The 15,758-nt window shown below is 60.9% G+C and carries 15 protein-coding genes, 1 pseudogene and 1 riboswitch; of the genes and pseudogenes, 7 read left to right on the forward strand and 9 right to left on the reverse strand.

Annotated features, from left to right (window positions below; all coding sequences use genetic code 11):
• Window positions 1–18: 18 nt before the first annotated feature.
• On the forward strand, window positions 19–765 hold the full coding sequence (locus GKZ67_RS18040) for a hypothetical protein (protein ID WP_173245130.1): 747 nt from the start codon (window positions 19–21) through the stop codon (window positions 763–765).
• A gap of 27 nt (window positions 766–792) precedes the next feature.
• Here the strand turns inward: GKZ67_RS18040 and rlmN are convergent, their stop codons facing one another.
• The 3 genes from rlmN to GKZ67_RS18055 all read right to left on the reverse strand — a co-directional run bounded on the left by rlmN (window position 793) and on the right by GKZ67_RS18055 (window position 3,275).
• On the reverse strand, window positions 793–1,794 hold the full coding sequence (rlmN, locus tag GKZ67_RS18045) for a 23S rRNA (adenine(2503)-C(2))-methyltransferase RlmN (protein WP_410505089.1): 1,002 nt from the start codon (window positions 1,792–1,794) through the stop codon (window positions 793–795).
• A 131-nt stretch (window positions 1,795–1,925) separates the two neighbouring features.
• Window positions 1,926–2,216, reverse strand: a complete 291-nt coding sequence (locus GKZ67_RS18050) for an energy transducer TonB (protein ID WP_173245135.1) — start codon at window positions 2,214–2,216, stop codon at window positions 1,926–1,928.
• A 269-nt stretch (window positions 2,217–2,485) separates the two neighbouring features.
• Window positions 2,486–2,583: riboswitch (TPP riboswitch) on the forward strand.
• Window positions 2,584–2,894: 311 nt separating this feature from the next.
• The gene (locus GKZ67_RS18055) at window positions 2,895–3,275 is read right to left on the reverse strand and encodes an acyl-CoA thioesterase (protein ID WP_254244922.1); all 381 of its coding nucleotides are present in this window, start codon (window positions 3,273–3,275) and stop codon (window positions 2,895–2,897) included.
• Window positions 3,276–3,298: 23 nt separating this feature from the next.
• Between GKZ67_RS18055 and GKZ67_RS18060 the strand changes: the two genes are divergently transcribed.
• From GKZ67_RS18060 to GKZ67_RS18070, 4 genes are all read left to right on the forward strand, one after another.
• The gene (locus GKZ67_RS18060) at window positions 3,299–3,895 is read left to right on the forward strand and encodes an SAM-dependent methyltransferase (RefSeq protein ID WP_254244923.1); all 597 of its coding nucleotides are present in this window, start codon (window positions 3,299–3,301) and stop codon (window positions 3,893–3,895) included.
• On the forward strand, window positions 3,859–4,011 hold the full coding sequence (locus GKZ67_RS23865; RefSeq protein WP_254245278.1) for an MnmC family methyltransferase: 153 nt from the start codon (window positions 3,859–3,861) through the stop codon (window positions 4,009–4,011). The genes GKZ67_RS18060 and GKZ67_RS23865 overlap by 37 nt, the downstream gene beginning before the upstream one ends.
• Window positions 4,012–4,088: 77 nt before the next feature.
• Window positions 4,089–5,360 carry a DUF2157 domain-containing protein gene (locus GKZ67_RS18065; protein ID WP_173245139.1) on the forward strand — a complete coding sequence of 424 codons (1,272 nt, stop codon included), beginning with the start codon at window positions 4,089–4,091 and terminating at the stop codon, window positions 5,358–5,360.
• A complete protein-coding gene (locus GKZ67_RS18070; RefSeq protein ID WP_173245142.1) occupies window positions 5,360–5,863 on the forward strand; it encodes a GDYXXLXY domain-containing protein in 504 nt (167 codons plus the stop codon). The genes GKZ67_RS18065 and GKZ67_RS18070 overlap by 1 nt, the downstream gene beginning before the upstream one ends.
• Before the next feature lie 20 nt (window positions 5,864–5,883).
• Here the strand turns inward: GKZ67_RS18070 and GKZ67_RS18075 are convergent, their stop codons facing one another.
• The 3 genes and pseudogenes from GKZ67_RS18075 to bshC form a co-directional block, all read right to left on the reverse strand.
• A complete protein-coding gene (locus tag GKZ67_RS18075) occupies window positions 5,884–6,429 on the reverse strand; it encodes an ExbD/TolR family protein (RefSeq protein WP_173245145.1) in 546 nt (181 codons plus the stop codon).
• Between the two features lie 58 nt (window positions 6,430–6,487).
• Window positions 6,488–7,078, reverse strand: a complete 591-nt coding sequence (locus GKZ67_RS18080; protein ID WP_173245148.1) for a 5-formyltetrahydrofolate cyclo-ligase — start codon at window positions 7,076–7,078, stop codon at window positions 6,488–6,490.
• A 93-nt stretch (window positions 7,079–7,171) separates the two neighbouring features.
• Window positions 7,172–8,793 (reverse strand): annotated as a pseudogene (bshC, locus tag GKZ67_RS18085) (bacillithiol biosynthesis cysteine-adding enzyme BshC).
• A gap of 184 nt (window positions 8,794–8,977) precedes the next feature.
• Here bshC and GKZ67_RS18090 point away from each other — a divergent pair.
• On the forward strand, window positions 8,978–9,439 hold the full coding sequence (locus GKZ67_RS18090; protein WP_173245151.1) for a DPP IV N-terminal domain-containing protein: 462 nt from the start codon (window positions 8,978–8,980) through the stop codon (window positions 9,437–9,439).
• On the forward strand, window positions 9,439–12,321 hold the full coding sequence (locus GKZ67_RS18095; protein ID WP_173245154.1) for a S41 family peptidase: 2,883 nt from the start codon (window positions 9,439–9,441) through the stop codon (window positions 12,319–12,321). Before GKZ67_RS18090 ends, GKZ67_RS18095 begins: the two co-directional genes overlap by 1 nt.
• Window positions 12,322–12,414: 93 nt before the next feature.
• On the opposite strand, the gene rimO is transcribed toward GKZ67_RS18095, so the two are convergent.
• From rimO to pheS, 3 genes are all read right to left on the reverse strand, one after another.
• A complete protein-coding gene (gene rimO / locus GKZ67_RS18100; RefSeq protein ID WP_173245157.1) occupies window positions 12,415–13,731 on the reverse strand; it encodes a 30S ribosomal protein S12 methylthiotransferase RimO in 1,317 nt (438 codons plus the stop codon).
• 131 nt (window positions 13,732–13,862) lie between these two features.
• A complete protein-coding gene (locus GKZ67_RS18105) occupies window positions 13,863–14,483 on the reverse strand; it encodes a Uma2 family endonuclease (RefSeq protein ID WP_217278621.1) in 621 nt (206 codons plus the stop codon).
• A gap of 39 nt (window positions 14,484–14,522) precedes the next feature.
• The gene (pheS, locus tag GKZ67_RS18110) at window positions 14,523–15,560 is read right to left on the reverse strand and encodes a phenylalanine--tRNA ligase subunit alpha (protein ID WP_173245160.1); all 1,038 of its coding nucleotides are present in this window, start codon (window positions 15,558–15,560) and stop codon (window positions 14,523–14,525) included.
• Between the last annotated feature and the right edge of the window lie 198 nt (window positions 15,561–15,758).

Consider the following 15,758-nt stretch of genomic DNA (forward strand, 5'->3'; position numbering starts at 1 on the left):
CTACAGTTACCTTTTTTGATGAGAAATAATTACTGCTGGCTGAGTTGCTTGTTTTTTCTGGTGCTGGCGGGCCAGGCAAAAGCCCAAACTACCCCTGCCGACACGTTGCTCGGCCATGCCGCCACCGTGCGGCGCCTGAGCCGCGCTTTTTGTCAGCAGGTCACGGCCCGCGGCCACCAAACGGCTTTGGCCGCGCTCAGCCCCGAGGCGGCGCAGGCGCTGGTTCTGCGCGAGTATAGCACTGTGCTTCAGGCCGACACGGCCGCCGTGCGCCTGCTGGTAGCCGAAAGCCAGCGCCTCTCGGAGGACCAAAATGACGTTGCGGAAACACGCCTTAGCCGGCAAGTGCTGATTGCCAACTACGAAAGCTGCCCGGCCGGCCGGCTACTGGCGGCCTCGCTTTCGCAAACCACCGGCGCCCGCCAGTATGCCAGCGCACACGCCCCGGCCCTGGCCCCGGCCGAGCGCCGCGTGTTGCTGCCGCTGGCAGTAGCTATGTGCTCCCGACTTACCGCCGCTAACGCCCGCGCGCCCCTGGCCCAGCTTTCGCTACGGCAGCGGCGCCAGCGGTTCATGCAGGTGCTCCACAATGAATTTAAAGCACACACCGACGCCATGGTGCGCTACTACGGGCCGGCCCGCATCGACACTGAGCTGCGTAGCGGGCGGCTCGACCAAAAAATTATGAGCCTGATGGGGCAGCTACCCGATTGCGCGCGCTACCTGGTTTTACTCGAAGGCATGCCCAATCCACCTAGTCATTGAGCTGGGCAGTGACGGGCAACCTCGCTGCTAGGCCACTACTTCCTTCTTCTCCTTCACGGCCAGCTGCCCGCAGGCTGCGTCAATATCCTTGCCCCGCGAGCGGCGAATGTTGGTTTGCACGCCCCGGTCGGCCAGGTACTTGTGGAAGGCCGTAATTTTATCGGCCTCCGCGTTCTGGTAGCTGGCGTTCTCGATGGGGTTGTACTCGATGAGGTTAATCTTGCAGGGCAGCCACTTGCTGATGGTGTACAGCTCAGCGGCATCTTCCAGGCCATCGTTAAAGTTCTCGAACACAATGTATTCGTAGGTGACTTTGCGGCCGGTTTTCTGGTGGTAGTACTGCAGGGCTTCCTTCAAAGCGGCCAGGGAATTGGCCTCGTTGATGGGCATAATCTCGTTGCGCTTCGTGTCGTTGGGCGCGTGCAACGAGAGCGCCAGGTTGGCTTTTACGTCGTCGTCGGCCAGCTTCTTTATCATCTTGGCAATGCCGGCCGTGCTGATGGTGATGCGGCGCGGGGCCATGTTGAGGCCGTCGGGCGCGGTGATACGGCGCACGCTTTCCACCACGTTGGCGTAGTTGAGCAGCGGCTCGCCCATGCCCATGTACACGATGTTGGTGAGCGGCGTGCCATACTGGGCCTCGCACTGCTCCCGGATGCGCACCACCTGGTCGTAAATCTCGGCCGCGTCGAGGTTACGCTTGCGGTCCATGTAGCCGGTGGCGCAAAACTTACAGGTGAGCGAGCAGCCCACCTGGCTCGAAATGCAGGCCGTCATGCGCGTATCGTGTGGAATGAGCACGCCCTCCACAATGTTGCCGTCGTGCAGCCGAAACGCCGACTTGATAGTGCCGTCGTTGCTGAGCTGCTGGTTTTGCACGGCCACGCCGTTTATCACGAAGTGGGCGGCCAGCAACTCGCGGGTAGCCAGCGAGATATTGTTCATCTCCTCAAACGAGCCGGCCGTGTTTTTCCACAGCCACTCCGTCACCTGCTTGGCGCGAAACGGCTTTTCGCCGTGCGCCACCATAAACGCCTTGAGATCGTCGGGCGAGGTTTTGCGGATGTCGCGTTTGGCAGGGGCAAGTTCGAGTTCCAATAACATAGGGCAAAGATACAAACAGCCAAAGCGTTGGGTTCCCGCTCTGCCCGGCGACTTGGCTATTTTGTTGGCCGTTGCTTAGCCCGCCAGTTGAACCTGATTGGAACGGTCATGTCACTAGCAATCGGTTTGCCCGCTTCCAGAAGTAGCTCAAATTGTGGCAATTGCCGTACGGCCAGCAGCGCGGCCACATCACAGTCATATTGCAGGCTTTCGGCAATACGGGCATTCTTAACTATGCCGTCGGGCGTGACCGTGAACCGGACAAATACCCAGCCGTCGATATGCTGGGCACGGATAACGTCCCATGGCCGGACCATGCGTTGCTGAATTGCCTCCGTCAGGGTCACTTGCTTGCCGCTGCTAAGCAGGTGTGGCCAGCCGGCCGGTGGGTGCCCCTCTATTTGCGTAGCATTTGCTTGTTGAGCCGCACCTGGCAGTGCAGCCCCCAGGCTTAGGCTACTAAGGAGGGCTAGCCGGGCAATTGATAGTAAGGAAGAATGCATATTAACTGACAACGTGGCAATTGGAATAGCTAGTACGTAACCGGCCCCGAATAAAATTTCGGCAAAAACGACCCCACTTAGCCAATACTTATTTTTCGCCATCTATCTTCTCACATAAACTTTCGGGGTGCTTTGCGCAAGCAAGGCTGAGACGATACCCTCCGAACCTGAAACAGGTAATGCTGGCGAAGGGAAAAGTACTGGACCGCTTTGCGGGGCTGGCCTGTGTAGCCCGAGGGGATAGGTAATGCTTTTTTGGATAGCCAGTGCAATAGCTTGCATGCCACCCCCACCCGGTAGCTGGGGCATTTTTTCGACGCAGGTATATACAGCTTTCTCGGAAGAATTAGGTGTTTGGGCAGTAGCGGCTAGGGCAATGCACAGAGCTAAATAGCTAGTGAGTACTACTGGTTTCAATAAAGAAAAAGCCATCCTGATTATTTGCAATAAGATAGTAATTGCTATCGAATATATGGCTAATACCCAAGATTCGTTGCCAGCCCTTCGGGTAGGCACCGCAGTTTATGCGTGTTGTAGTCGAAGCATAGCATCCCAAGTTTTGGCGCGGGTTATTTCCTTGCCCGCCTGGTTTCTGACTTGGTACACGATGTCGAAGCCATATTTGCCGGGGTCGTTGGCGGCCATGTCGATGGTCAGCGTATCGCCGTAAAACGCCTCGGCTTTGTACTCAATTGCTACATCAACCATAATAAAGCCCAGCTTGGTAGCGGGGTCAAACTCGGCCGCGCCGAGGTGGGCCAGAAACTGCACCCGCGCCTCGTGCAGGATACCGAGCAGCGCGTCGTTGCCGAGGTGGCCACCGTAGTTAAGGTCGGTAATGCGTACCGGCAGCGTGGCAGCGAAGGAAAAGGTATCGGGCAGGGCTATTTTTACGCGGGCCATATTTCAGCAGTGAGCAGTTAGCGATGAGCAGGGAGCAATTGGGCGAAGCGTCAAAAATAGAGGTGCGCACGACGGCCGACGGCTCGCCCACGCTCTACGTGCCCGCCCTCGACGAGCACTACCACTCGCGCCACGGCGCGGCCCAGGAGTCGCGCCATGTTTTTATCGAAGCCGGCTTGCGGCCCCTGCTCGCCGCAGGCTACCACCCAGCCGGCTCCCCCTTGCGCATTCTGGAGGTAGGCCTCGGCACCGGCCTCAACGCCCTACTGACTCTGGAAAGTACGGTGCAGTCGGGCGCGGCCATTGCCTACGATGGCTACGAGACCGTGCCGCTGCCCCCGGCCCTGGTGGCAGCGCTGGCCCCGCAGTGGGCGGCTGAGCCAGTGCTTAGCCAGGCATTCAGCCAGCTGCACGCCGCGCCCTGGGGCGCGCCGGTAATGCTGGCTGCTGGCTTGGTGCTGACTAAAATGCGGGCAGAAGTGCAGGCCGCCGCCTTACCAGCCGGCTACTACAACCTGATTTATTTCGATGCCTTCGCCCCGAAAAGCAGCCCGAGCTGTGGGGAGAAGAAATATTCAGAAAAATATATGTTTCGGCTGCGCCCGGCGCGGTGCTGGTAAGCTACTGCGCCCAGGGCCAGTTCAGACGCAACCTGCGGGCCGCGGGCTGGCTCACCGAAAAGCTGCCCGGCCCGCCCGGCAAGCGCGAGATGACGCGGGCCCGAAAGCCAAGCTAAGCAGTAGCTTGCCAGTCACGATTCAATTTTATGCGGCTTCCCTGCCCATCAGCCCGCCAAGCTAACGCCTACGCCCAGTGTCCCGAAAATTTTTAGAAACGGAAAGTCCCGCCTGGGTTAGCGAGGGCCTCATTACGGAGGCCCAGCGCCAGCTGCTGCTGGCCCGCTACCCATCAGAAGCGGTGCAGGCGGTGGGGTTGCTGCCGCTATTGGGCAGTATTCTGGTGGGCCTGAGCGCGCTGAGCGTGGTGGCGGCCAACTGGCAGTCGCTACCCGAAGCGCTGCGGCTGGGGCTGCTGCTGGGCACCCTGCTGGCCGCCTATGCAGGCGGCGAGTACTTTCTGCGGCGGGGCAACCGGCGGGTGGGCCACGGCCTGCTTGGGCTGGGGCTGGTCACGTTTGGGGCGAGCATCATCCTTACGAGCCAGCTATATCAGCTGGTGGGCTACGATGTCAGTGGCCTGCTGGCCTGGGTGGTAGTGGGTGTGCTGCTGAGCTTTTTGTACGATAGCCAGAGCTTGACGCTGCTGCCCATCCTCATCGGCGCGGCGGTGCAGACCTATTGCACGCAGGCGTTGGGAGTATTCAGCTACGCCACGATGGGGCTGGTAGTGCTGGGCAGCGGCTACCGCTGGTGGCACCGGCCCGATACGCTGGTGGCGTCGGTGCTGGCGGCGGGGCTGCTGTGGCAAGTGGCACTCTGGGTAGCGCTGTCGCACGCCAAGATTACCTGGTTTTTTATTCCGGCCATGCTCGTGTACGCGGCCGGCGACTGGCATCCCGACCCGGCCGCCAGCCGGGCCCTGAAAGGGCCTCCGCTGGTAGCCGCCTATTTGTTTGCGCTGGGCCTGGCCCTGTTTGGCGAAACCGACCAGTACGCCGGGCTGCTGCGCCCGCCCGTGCTGGCTTACCTGGGAGCCCTGGCGGCCGTGCTGGCCCTATCAGTGGCCGGCAAGCGGGTGCGGGGCCGGTTGGCCACCTTGCCCGATTGGCTGCTGCTGCTGCCCGGCTTTTACCTGCCGGGCAGGTTGCCGCTGGCTATTGCCACCCTGGTGGTGCTGTATGCGCATGCCGGCTCCATGCTGGCCCGCGCCCACCGCTCGGCCGATGCCGAGCAGCTGACGCTGGGCACCGTGCTCTTTATCATCGCCACGATGGTAGCCTATTTCAAGCTAACCTGGGCCTTCCTCGATAAGTCGCTGTTTTTCCTGATTGGCGGCGTGCTGCTGCTGAGCCTGAGCTGGTACCTGCGCCGTCGCAATGCCAGCCGCCTGGCCGAAACCGTAGCGGCAGTAACCGCGCCGACCGCCGCAGCTACCGTCAGTTCAAACCCCGAAACCCAGCCCTGATGCCACTCCGCCACACTCCCTCTCACCGCTTGCTGTTGCAGCTGCTGGTGGCTGCGCAGGTGCTCTACGTGCTGGGCGTGGCTGCTGCCGGCTACGCCACCTCGGCCTACGGCCAGCATATCGCCCTCACTACCAAGCCTGTCGATTTGCACGGCCTACCATACGAAAGCTACGTGCGCCTGCGCTACAATGCTGCCGAAGTGCCGCTCACGGCCTGGCAGGGAGCTGCCGCCCCGCAGGCCCGGCAGGCCGTATATGTGTTGCTGACTATTGGGGCCGATAGCCTCGCCACCGTGGCCAGCGTGCACGATGCTTCCCTGCGCCCCGCCGCCCACCAGGCCGTGCTGCGCGGCTGGGTTACTGACGTTTACGCCCACACGCTGGGCTTGCGCTACAACCTGGAGCGCTACTACGTGCCCGGCGACAGCCCCTGCGCCTCGTCAAAACCGGCCCCGCGCTGCGGGTGCAGGTCAGCATTGCCCCTGGGGTCAGGCCCGTATTGAGTCGGTACGGCCGCTCAGGCCTACTGCCGCTCGCTAGCCGGCAGCAGTTGGCGGTCGGCTGCGCCCAGCTCAGTAATGGCGTATTTCGACTGGCCGGTAATGTTCATCTCATCCAGGATATCGACCATGTCCTGGTACTTAGCTTGCGGGCTGGGTTTAATGAGCACCATAAAATCACCCTTGTGCTGCCGGGTCAGCAGCGCCTGCCGGATACCCTTAGGGCCAAAGTCGGTGGTATATAGCGTTGGCAAAGCTACGCTGGGGTCGCCTGGCGCATGCAGGCCGAAGTAGTAATACACGCGGTGGTTTTGGCCCAGCACCACGGTCATGGCCTTGGAAAGCGGCACATCGAGGGGGTGGAGCGGGTCGGGCACTGGCATCGTGAGCTGCATCACCCGCGGCTTGGCGAAGGCGGTGGTGAGCATGAAAAACGTGAGCAGCAAAAAGGCCAGGTCCACCATCGGCGTCATGTCGAGGTGGAAGCGATGCGTGCGGACGCGCCGCTTTTTGCCAGCTTTAGCCTGCGTTGACCGTTGGTTAGGGGTGGGTTGGTCGATGGCAGCCATCCTGAAAGGAAATAAGGGTAAGACTGCCAAAAGCAGCAGCTATCCTCCTGATGCTGCCTTACCGAAAATTCCACACCCTGCCCGGCGTCAGGCAGGCGTGCAGCGGCACGTCGGTAGGTAGCACGTCGGCCAGCGCGGGCACGGGTGCCTCATTCAGAATATTCAACCCGATGAATAGTGTGCCCAGTCGGCACTGCGCCAAGAAACGGTCGTAAAACCCTCCGCCGTAGCCTACGCGCTGGCCCTGCTGGTCGCAGGCCAGCAGCGGTACCAGCACCGCGTCGAGCTGCGCGGGTGCCACTTCGGTAGTCGGGTTGGCCAGCGGCTCCGGAATACCCCAGCGGTTGGATAGCAGCCGTGTTTCAGGTGTTAACTCGTAGTTTTTCAGTGAAATAGTATCGGCCTGCACTACGGGCGCAGCTAAGCGCGGAGTCAGCTTCTGGTCCCAAATCTGACGAATAATGGGCCAGGTATCCGGCTCGTTTTTGCTGAGCAGCGGCAGAAACAGGTGTAGCCAGCGCCACTCAGCTACCGGGAAATTTTGGAAGAGCTGCTTGCGTAGCGCTTCGCTACGCTGGCTTACTTCGGCCGGCGTCAGGGCCTGGCGGCGGGCTAGCGCGGCGCGGCGCAGGGCGGCTTTAGTTGGCATAAGTCTATGCTGGCCTCGTTTAGAGTCAGCCGAAAGTAGTAAAAGGCTTGCCCTTGCACCTTGAGCGCCGCTGCTGGTATAGTCACACGAGCCCTACCCTTCCTGCACCACCGCAAACTCCAGCTTCAGCGGCTCAAAACAGGTAATTAGCTGCGCGATAAAGCCGGGGTTATTAATCAGAATGCTTAGTACGTTGTCGGTGCGCTCTTGCAAACCACCGTCGGGGAAAAGCTTGTCTTTGAGCGCGGTAAGCTGCGCATAAGCCGTTTCGTGCTTAGTTTCGGCGGCTTTGCTGAGGCGCTTTTCGAGGCCAGCCAGGCTGCCGGCGGCTTTCTGGGCTTCGGCGGCCACTGTTTTTACCAGCGTGGGGTCGAGGCGCTGGGCCAGCTCCTGCACCTGCTGAAAAGCGGCGGCCAGCGCCTGCTGCTGGGCGGCCAGGCTTATTTCCTCCTGGCCCAGCTGCGCGCCCACCTGCTTTTTCAGCTCGGCCAGCGGCTTGAAGATGTCGGGGCGGTGAGGCCCAGCTTGGCCAGCTTGCCGGCATTGGCGCGGCTCAGGTACATGGCCGAGTTGCGGGGCAGCACAATCGGGTAGGGCACCCCAAAGGCCGCAAACACGTCTTTGAGCTGAAACCAGTACGCCACTTCGGCCCCGCCGCCGATGTAGGCTAGGTTGGGCAGGAGCAGTTCCTGGTACACCGGCCGCAGCACCACGTTGGGGCTGAAGCGCTCGGGCTCGCTTTCGGCCAGGGCCAGCAGTTCGGCCTGCGAGTGGCAGCGGGCGGTGCCCCGCACCGTTACCTGGGTGCAGTCGGCACCGGGCGCGGCGTCGGGCTCCAGGCGCTCGCGCTTGCCTTCATCGGTAAGAAAGAACAAATTGAGCGGCCGCGAATACACCTGCGGCTTGTAGCCGGCCGTAGTGAGGCGGGCGTTGGTGGCCTGCACAGCCTGGTTGGAAACCTGCTGCTGAATCTCCTGCCGCAGCACTGGGCGCAGGGCCTGCTTGAGCGCCGGCCGGTCGGCATCAATACAAACCAGGCCGTAGTCGGCAAACAGGCTCGTAGCCAGGCGGCGCGTGGCCGCGCTCAATGTATTAGCATTTTCATATGCTTCGCGGAAGGCAGCCGGTACCTCGGGCGGCAGCTGGCTCAGTAATTCTTCCTCGAAGCCCGTGAGGGGCAGGCGGCCCACCGGCCCGCCCAGGCTGGCCGCGCCGGCCGGTCCCGCCCAGCTGTAGGTTTTGCCAAACAGCTGAAAATGATTTATTTCGGCAAAGTCGTGGTCTTCCGTAGCCAGCCAGTACACCGGCACGAAGTCGTAGAGCGGGTAAGCAGACTTCAGCTCTTGGCTCAGCTTGATAGCCGAAATTATCTTATAGATAAAATAGAGCGGGCCGGTAAACAGGTTGAGCTGATGCCCGGTAGTGATGGTGAATGTAGTGTTGTGGGCCAGCAGCGCCAGGTTGGCGGCTACGGCGGGGAGCACCTCACCACCCAGCTCGGCGTACTGGGTACGCAGGTCAGCCACCAGGCGCTGGCGGGCTTCGGGCGAGTATGCGGCCTGCTTTTCCTCGATTTGGGCCTGAAAAGCAGCGAGTTCGGGAAAGCGGTGGTAAAAGGGCGCCAGGGCCGGCGTGTGGGCCAGGTAGTCGGTCAGCAGGCCCGAAAATGCGCCGGTGGCAGCGTAGGGGAGGGTAGTACAGTCGGCAGCGGCCATGAGCGCAGGGAAAAGTGAGCGCGAAATTCAGCCCAAAACCCGGCGCGGCCCGAAAAGTTGGAAAAGCAGGCCGCCGGCTAAGGTTGAGTAGCGGGGCGAACATAGTAAATTACCGCCGCTCAGGAGCAGGCTCCTGCGTATTCGGGTGGTCGCTGGCTACTCCCGCTCTTTTATTTCTTGTTCTATGCCCAAACCTTACTTTCTGCTGGCGTTGCTACTTGGCAGTACTGCTATCCGTGCGCAGGCGCCCACTGCCGAAACCCTCTTGCTGCGCGAGCCGGCGCTGAGCCGCGACAAGCTGGCCTTCAGCTACGCCGGCGATATCTGGCTGGCCAACCGCGATGGCTCCAATCCGCAGCGCCTGACGGTGGGGCAGGGCGTCGAAACCAACCCGCACTTCTCGCCCGATGGCCAGTGGCTGGCCTACACCGGCGACTACGACCGCAATCCCGACGTGTACGTGGTGGCCGTGAGCGGCGGGCAGCCGCGCCGCCTCACCTGGCACCCCTCGGCTGATATGGTGCGCGACTGGTCGCCCGACGGCAAAAGCATCCTGTTCAGCAGCTCGCAGGAAGCGTATGCGCGGTCGCTCCAGCTGTTTACGGTGCCGATGGCAGGGGCTTGCCCACGCGCCTGCCCCTGCTAATGGGCGAAAAAGGTAGCTATTCGCCCGACGGCAAGCGCCTGGCGCACACGCATATCACCAATCCTACAACTACCTGGAAGCACTACCGCGGCGGCCAGACCGGCCCTATCTGGCTCACCGATTTACAAACGCTGGCTACCGAAGAGATACCCCACGAAAATGCGACCGATACCAGCCCGCTGTGGCTGGGCGGGAAGGTGTATTTTCTCAGCGACCGCCAGCGCACCAACAACGTGTTTGCCTACGACCTGGCCACGAAAAAAGTGGAGCAGCTGACCCACCATACCGATTACGACGTGAAGGCGCTCAGCGGCTTCGGCAGCGAGCTGGTGTACGAGCAGGCCGGGCGGCTGCATCTGCTTAATACGACTGATGGGCGGGTTAGCGACTTGAAAATCAGTATCTCGCCCGAAGTGCTGGCCCTGCGGCCGCAGTACCGCAATGTGGCCACGATGGTACGCAGTACCGCCATTTCGCCTACCGGTATGCGGGCTGTGGTGGAGGCGCGGGGCGATATTTTCACGGTGCCCGCTAAAAAGGGCGAGAGCCGCAACCTGACCCATTCCGACGGCGCGCACGAGCGCTACCCGGCGTGGTCGCCCGACGGCACGCGCATTGCCTACGTCTCCGATGCCAGCGGCGAATACCAGCTGATGGTGCAGGACCAGCGGGGCACCAAGTCCGCCCAGAGCTATTCGCTGGGGCCGCCCTCCTTTTACTTCCACCCGCGCTGGTCGCCCGACAGCAAAAAAATTGCCTATACCGATAAAAAGCTGACCCTCTGGTACCTCGACCTGGCCAGCAGGAAGCCCGTGCGCGTGGCCAGCGATACCTACGGCCCCCTCACCAACGACGACGCGCTGGCCCCGGCGTGGTCGCCCGATGCGCAGTGGTTGGCTTATTCGCAGCTGATGCCCAATCACTTGCGTACGGTGTATGTGTATCATCTGCCCAGCGGGCGGCGCTTTGCCATCAGCGATGGCCGCAGCGACGCAACCACGCCGGCTTTCAGCCGCGATGGCAAGTACCTGTTTTTCACGGCCAGCACCGATGTAGGCCTGCGCACTACCTGGCTCGATATGACCTCCTACGACCGCGTGAGCAAGCGTACGCTCTACGTGGCCGTGCTCAACAAGCAGGATGCCTCGCCCTTTGCGCCCCAGAGTGATGAGGAAAAGGACGCGGCCAGCAAGCCCGACTCGGTTGCAGTGGGCAAGCCCGTCGGCAATCGTACGCCCAAAGTGGCCGTGCAAGACCTGAAAGTGGCCGTGAAGGAGACAAAGGCGCAGAAGCCGGCCGCCGTAAAAGTGGTTATCGACACGGCCGGGCTGGGGCAGCGCATCCTGGTAGTGCCCGGCACGGCCGTGGGCGACCTGAGCGCCGTGCAGGCCGCCGATGGCGATAAGCTCTTCTACCTGGAGCAGCCGCCAGTCGGTACCTCGGCCGGGCCCGACGCAGCGGCCCCCCTGCCTACCCAGCGTTTACACCGTTTCGATATGCAAGCCCGCAAGGATGAGGTGTTTATGGCGGAAGTCAACAACTACTCGCTGAGCGCCGATGGCAAGAAAATTCTCTACTCGGCTCCGCACGATAGCTACGGTATTGTGGAGGCGGCCGGTAAGCCGGCGGCCGGCGATGGCAAGCTGGCCATGACAGCCCTCGACGCCTACATCGACCCGCGCCACGAGTGGGAGCAGATGTTCAACGAGGTATGGCGCCTGGAGCGCGACTACTTCTACGATGCCAACATGCACGGCCTCGACTGGGCCGCGACCAGGAAGAAATACGCCGTTTTTCTGCCCTACGTAGCGCACCGCGCCGACCTCAACTACCTCTTTGCCGAGATGATGGGCGAAATGGTGGTGGGCCATAACTACGTGAGCGGCGGCGACATGCCCGCGCTGCAAGCCAACCCGGTAGGCTTGCTGGGCGCTGACTATGAGGTAGTAGATGACCACTACCGCTTTAAGCGGGTGTTCAACGGCGAGAATTTCAATCCCAGTCTGCGCGCCCCGCTCACCGGCCCCGGCGTAAATGTGCAGGCCGGCGAATACCTGCTGGCCGTGAACAACCGCCCCCTGCGCGGCACCGACAACGTGTACAGCTTCTTCGAGAATACCGTGGGTAAGCAGCTCACGCTTACCGTCAATAGCAAGCCTACCATGCAAGGGGCCCGCGAGGTAACGGTGGTGCCCGTGGCCAGCGAAGCCACCCTGCGCCGCATCGACTGGGTAGAGGGCAACCGCCGCAAAGTTGATGAGCTGACCCACGGCCGGGTGGCCTACGTGTATCTGCCCAACACCAGCGCCGAGGGCTATGAGTTCTTCAACCGCTATTATTTCAGCCAGTTAGATAAAGAGGCCGTTATTGTAGACGAGCGCTTCAACGGGGGCGGCTTCGTGGCCGACTATATCCTCGACCTGCTCAACCGCCCGCTGCTCAGCTACTGGGCCCCGCGTGAGGGCAAGGCATTCACCTCACCCGGCGCGTCTATATACGGGCCTAAGGTAATGCTGGTGAATGAGTTTGCCGGGTCGGGAGGCGACGCGCTCCTGGCGTTTTTCCGGCGGCGCGGGCTGGGCACCATCGTGGGCAAGCGCACCTGGGGCGGCCTGGTCGGCATTTCGGGCTACCCGGTGCTGCTGGATGGCGGTACGGTCACCTCGCCGAGCTTCGGCATCTACAGTCCCGATGGCAAGTGGGAAATCGAAAACCAGGGTGTGCCGCCCGATATCGAAGTAGACGTGCTGCCCGCCGACACGCAGAACGGAGCCGACCCGCAGCTTGCCAAAGCGGTGGAGGTTATTCTGGGCGATTTGCAGAAGCAGTCATTTAAGCCGCTGCCTATTCCGGCGCAGCACCCGACGCGGGCGGCGGAGTAGGAAAGGGTTGATATAAGTGCTAAAAAAGTACGTCCTGCTGAGCTTGTCGCAGCAGGACGTACTTTAAAATAATGCGTCAGCAGGTACCGGAAGCTAGCGTACTACTTCCCCGTACAAGTCGAAATCCGACGCGCCCGTGATGTGCACATGGGCAAAGCTGCCTTGCGGAATGTGCAGGTCGTTGGTAGCCAGCACCAGCACCTCGTTGTCGACCTCGGGCGAGTCGAACTCGGTGCGGCCCACGTAGTAGCCGCCTTCGAGCCGGTCAAAGAGTACCTTGTACGTCTGGCCCACGCGCGACTCGTTGTAGTCCAGCGAAATCTGCTGCTGAATTTCCATGATGCGGTCGGCGCGCGCCTCCTTTACCTCGGCGGGTACGTCGTCTATCAGCGTGTGCGAGTGGGTGTTCTCCTCGTGCGAGTAGGTAAAGATGCCCAGGCGCTCAAACTTCGACTCCTGCACGAATTCGCACAGCTCCTCAAAATCGGCCTCCGTTTCGCCGGGATGGCCGGCGATGAGCGTGGTGCGCAGCGCAATGCCCGGCACGCGGTCGCGAATCTCGCGCACCAGCTCCCTGGTGCGGCGGCTCGTAATGCCCCGGCGCATAGTTTTCAGCATGTTGTCCGAAATATGCTGCAAGGGCATGTCCAGGTAGCGGCAGATGTTGTCGCGCTCGCGCATCACATCCAGCGCCGCCAGCGGAAACTGCGACGGGTAGGCGTATTGCAGCCGTATCCAGTCGAGGCCGGGCACGTCGCTCAGGCGCTCCAGCAGCTCGGGCAGCTTGCGCTCGCCGTAGGCTTGCAGGCCGTAGTAGGTCAGGTCCTGGGCAATGAGAATCAGCTCCTTCGTGCCCATGCTCACTAGCCGCCGGGCCTCGGTCACGAGGTCTTCCATCGGGCGGTCGACGTGCTTGCCGCGCATCAGCGGGATAGCGCAAAACGAGCACGGCCGGTTGCAGCCTTCGGCAATCTTAAAGTAGGCGTAGTGCTTGGGCGTAGTCAGCAGGCGTTCGCCCACCAGCTCCTTTTTGTAGTCGGCCTCCAGCACTTTCAGCATCTGGGGCAGCTCCAGGGTGCCGAAATAGGCATCGACCTGCGGAATCTCGACCTCCAGCTCGTCTTTGTAGCGCTGCGAGAGGCAGCCCGTTACATAGAGTTTTTCTAATTTTCCAGCCTCTTTCTCATCCGCGTAGCGCAGAATGGTATCGATGCTTTCCTGCTTGGCGTTGTCGATAAAACCACAGGTATTGATAATGACGATGTTGGCATCCGACTTCTTCGCCTCGTGCGTTACCAGAAAGTCGTTGGCCTTGAGCTGACCCATGAGCACCTCACTATCGACGAGGTTTTTGGAGCAGCCCAGCGTGATAACGTTGACTTTGTTCTGTTTAAGGGTTCTAACTTTCATTTTGATACAAATTGAACGTCATGCTGAGCTTGCCGAAGCATCTCGCTCGCGCCGATAGAATTACTAACTTCAACGATGCGGACGAGATGCTTCAGCAAGCTCAGCATGACGTTCTTTAATGGGACTAATCTTTAGCGTAATAAACTCAGAGCGAAGCTGAAGCCGGGCAACACGTCTTCGCCGCTTAGGGTTTCTTCGAAGCTCTTGGCAATGCTCACCGAGTTGTCGGCGCGGTACACGCGGGCAGTTTCGGCTTTGGGGTCGAGCAGCCAGGCCAGGCGGCAGCCGTTGGCGATGTATTCCTGCATTTTCAGCGCCATCTCCTCTACCGAGTCGGATGCGGATAATAGCTCTACCACAAACTCGGGGCACAGCGGCGGAAACTTACTGCGCTGGCTCTCAGAGAGTGTCTGCCAGGCGGCGGTGCTTACCCAGGCCGCATCGGGCGAGCGCACGGCCCCGCTCGGCAGCCGGAATCCAGTGGAGGAATCGAACACCAAGCCCAGGCCAGTGTCTTCAGCCCAGCGGTCAAGCCGGGAGATAAGCTTTGTGTTGCGGCGACCCGTGTCGCCTCCGGTAAGGGCCATATAACTAATAGTGCCGTCGGCGAGGCGCTCAAACTTCAGTTGCGAGTTGGCTTGGCAAAAGGCGAAAAACTCGGCTTCCGTCATGCGTTGCAGGCGCTCAGCCATGCCCATGTGCGTACTGGGCTCCAACTCCTGGTCGGCGTCAAAAGGCAGGATGATACTCATGGCAAGACAAAAAAAGTGAGCACTGGCTGGTTCGGTCGCTTACAGCGCCTCAAACTGGCGCAAAAACCGCACGTCGTTTTCGGTAAACAGGCGCAAATCCTTCACCTGGTACTTGAGCATGGTAATACGCTCGATGCCCATTCCCCAGGCGTAGCCCGAGTATTTCTCCGAGTTGATGCCGCAGTTTTCCAGCACGTTGGGGTCTACCATGCCGCTGCCGCCGATTTCAACCCAGCCCGTTCCTTTGCAGATGTTGCAGCCCGCGCCCTTGCAGATGAGGCAGGTAATGTCAATCTCGGCGCTGGGCTCGGTGAAGGGAAAGTAGCTGGGCCGGAACCGGATGTTGATATCCTCGCCAAACAGTTCCCGCACAAAGTAGTAAATCGTCTGCTTGAGGTCGGCAAAGCTCACGTTCTCATCAATGTAAAGGCCTTCTACCTGGTGAAAGAGCATGTGGGCGCGGGCCGATATAGCCTCGTTGCGATATACCCGGCCGGGCATCACGCGCCGAATGGGCAGCGGCTCGTTTTCCATCACCCGCACCTGCACCGTGCTGGTGTGCGTGCGCAGCAGGCGCGGCTGCGTTTCGCCTTCGGCCGCTGGCACGAAAAACGTGTCCTGCATATCGCGCGCCGGGTGGTTTTCGGGGAAGTTAAGGGCCGTGAAGTTGTGCCAGTCGTCCTCAATCTCGGGCCCTTCGGCCACCGCAAAGCCAATGCGACTGAAGATGCGCAGCATTTGCTCGCGTACCAAACTTAAGGGGTGGCGGGTGCCCAGCGCGTGCGGCACGGCGGGCAGGGTGTAGTCGAAGCCGGCATCGGCAGGCTGGTTGGCGGCGGCCGCTTCCAGCGCTTCCTGCGCGGCATCGAAGCGGGCCTGGGCCTGCTGCTTGAGGCCGTTGAGCTGCTGGCCAATGGCGCGGCGCTCGTCGGCGGGCACGGTTTTAAGCTGGTCGAATAAGTCGGCCAGGCGGCCTTTGCGGCCCAGGTAGAGAAGACGAAACTGGTCGAGGGCAGCGGTGGTGCTTACGTCGGCGGCGGCTACTTCAGCGGCCAGGCCCAAAATAGATTCCTGCATGGTACCCGCAAAGGTACGGCGAGCAGCAAGCCCTTATAAAATACCGTGGTGCGTAGCGATTTTAGAAAGACTATTATACTGATTATCAACTAGTAGGGCAAAAATCGAAAATAATTTCCCGGCTTCTACTTCAGGTATTCTTAAAAGCTGGCACCGCCTTTGCAAAAGTCTTTTCAGCTTTCAACCCTCTTCTCACCC

The organism is Hymenobacter sp. BRD67, from assembly GCF_013256425.1.
Classification (GTDB): domain Bacteria; phylum Bacteroidota; class Bacteroidia; order Cytophagales; family Hymenobacteraceae; genus Hymenobacter.

Bases quoted from the DNA above. Each gene is read 5' to 3' on its own strand.
- GKZ67_RS18040 (WP_173245130.1), top strand. From the start codon at position 19: ATGAGAAATAATTACTGCTGGCTGAGTTGCTTGTTTTTTCTGGTGCTG.
- rlmN (WP_410505089.1), bottom strand. From the start codon at position 1,794: ATGGTGGCGCACGGCGAAAAGCCGTTTCGCGCCAAGCAGGTGACGGAG.
- GKZ67_RS18055 (WP_254244922.1), bottom strand. From the start codon at position 3,275: ATGGCCCGCGTAAAAATAGCCCTGCCCGATACCTTTTCCTTCGCTGCC.
- GKZ67_RS18060 (WP_254244923.1), top strand. From the start codon at position 3,299: ATGAGCAGGGAGCAATTGGGCGAAGCGTCAAAAATAGAGGTGCGCACG.
- GKZ67_RS18070 (WP_173245142.1), top strand. From the start codon at position 5,360: ATGCCACTCCGCCACACTCCCTCTCACCGCTTGCTGTTGCAGCTGCTG.
- GKZ67_RS18075 (WP_173245145.1), bottom strand. From the start codon at position 6,429: ATGGCTGCCATCGACCAACCCACCCCTAACCAACGGTCAACGCAGGCT.
- GKZ67_RS18080 (WP_173245148.1), bottom strand. From the start codon at position 7,078: ATGCCAACTAAAGCCGCCCTGCGCCGCGCCGCGCTAGCCCGCCGCCAG.
- GKZ67_RS18090 (WP_173245151.1), top strand. From the start codon at position 8,978: ATGCCCAAACCTTACTTTCTGCTGGCGTTGCTACTTGGCAGTACTGCT.
- GKZ67_RS18095 (WP_173245154.1), top strand. From the start codon at position 9,439: ATGGGCGAAAAAGGTAGCTATTCGCCCGACGGCAAGCGCCTGGCGCAC.
- rimO (WP_173245157.1), bottom strand. From the start codon at position 13,731: ATGAAAGTTAGAACCCTTAAACAGAACAAAGTCAACGTTATCACGCTG.
- GKZ67_RS18105 (WP_217278621.1), bottom strand. From the start codon at position 14,483: ATGAGTATCATCCTGCCTTTTGACGCCGACCAGGAGTTGGAGCCCAGT.
- pheS (WP_173245160.1), bottom strand. From the start codon at position 15,560: ATGCAGGAATCTATTTTGGGCCTGGCCGCTGAAGTAGCCGCCGCCGAC.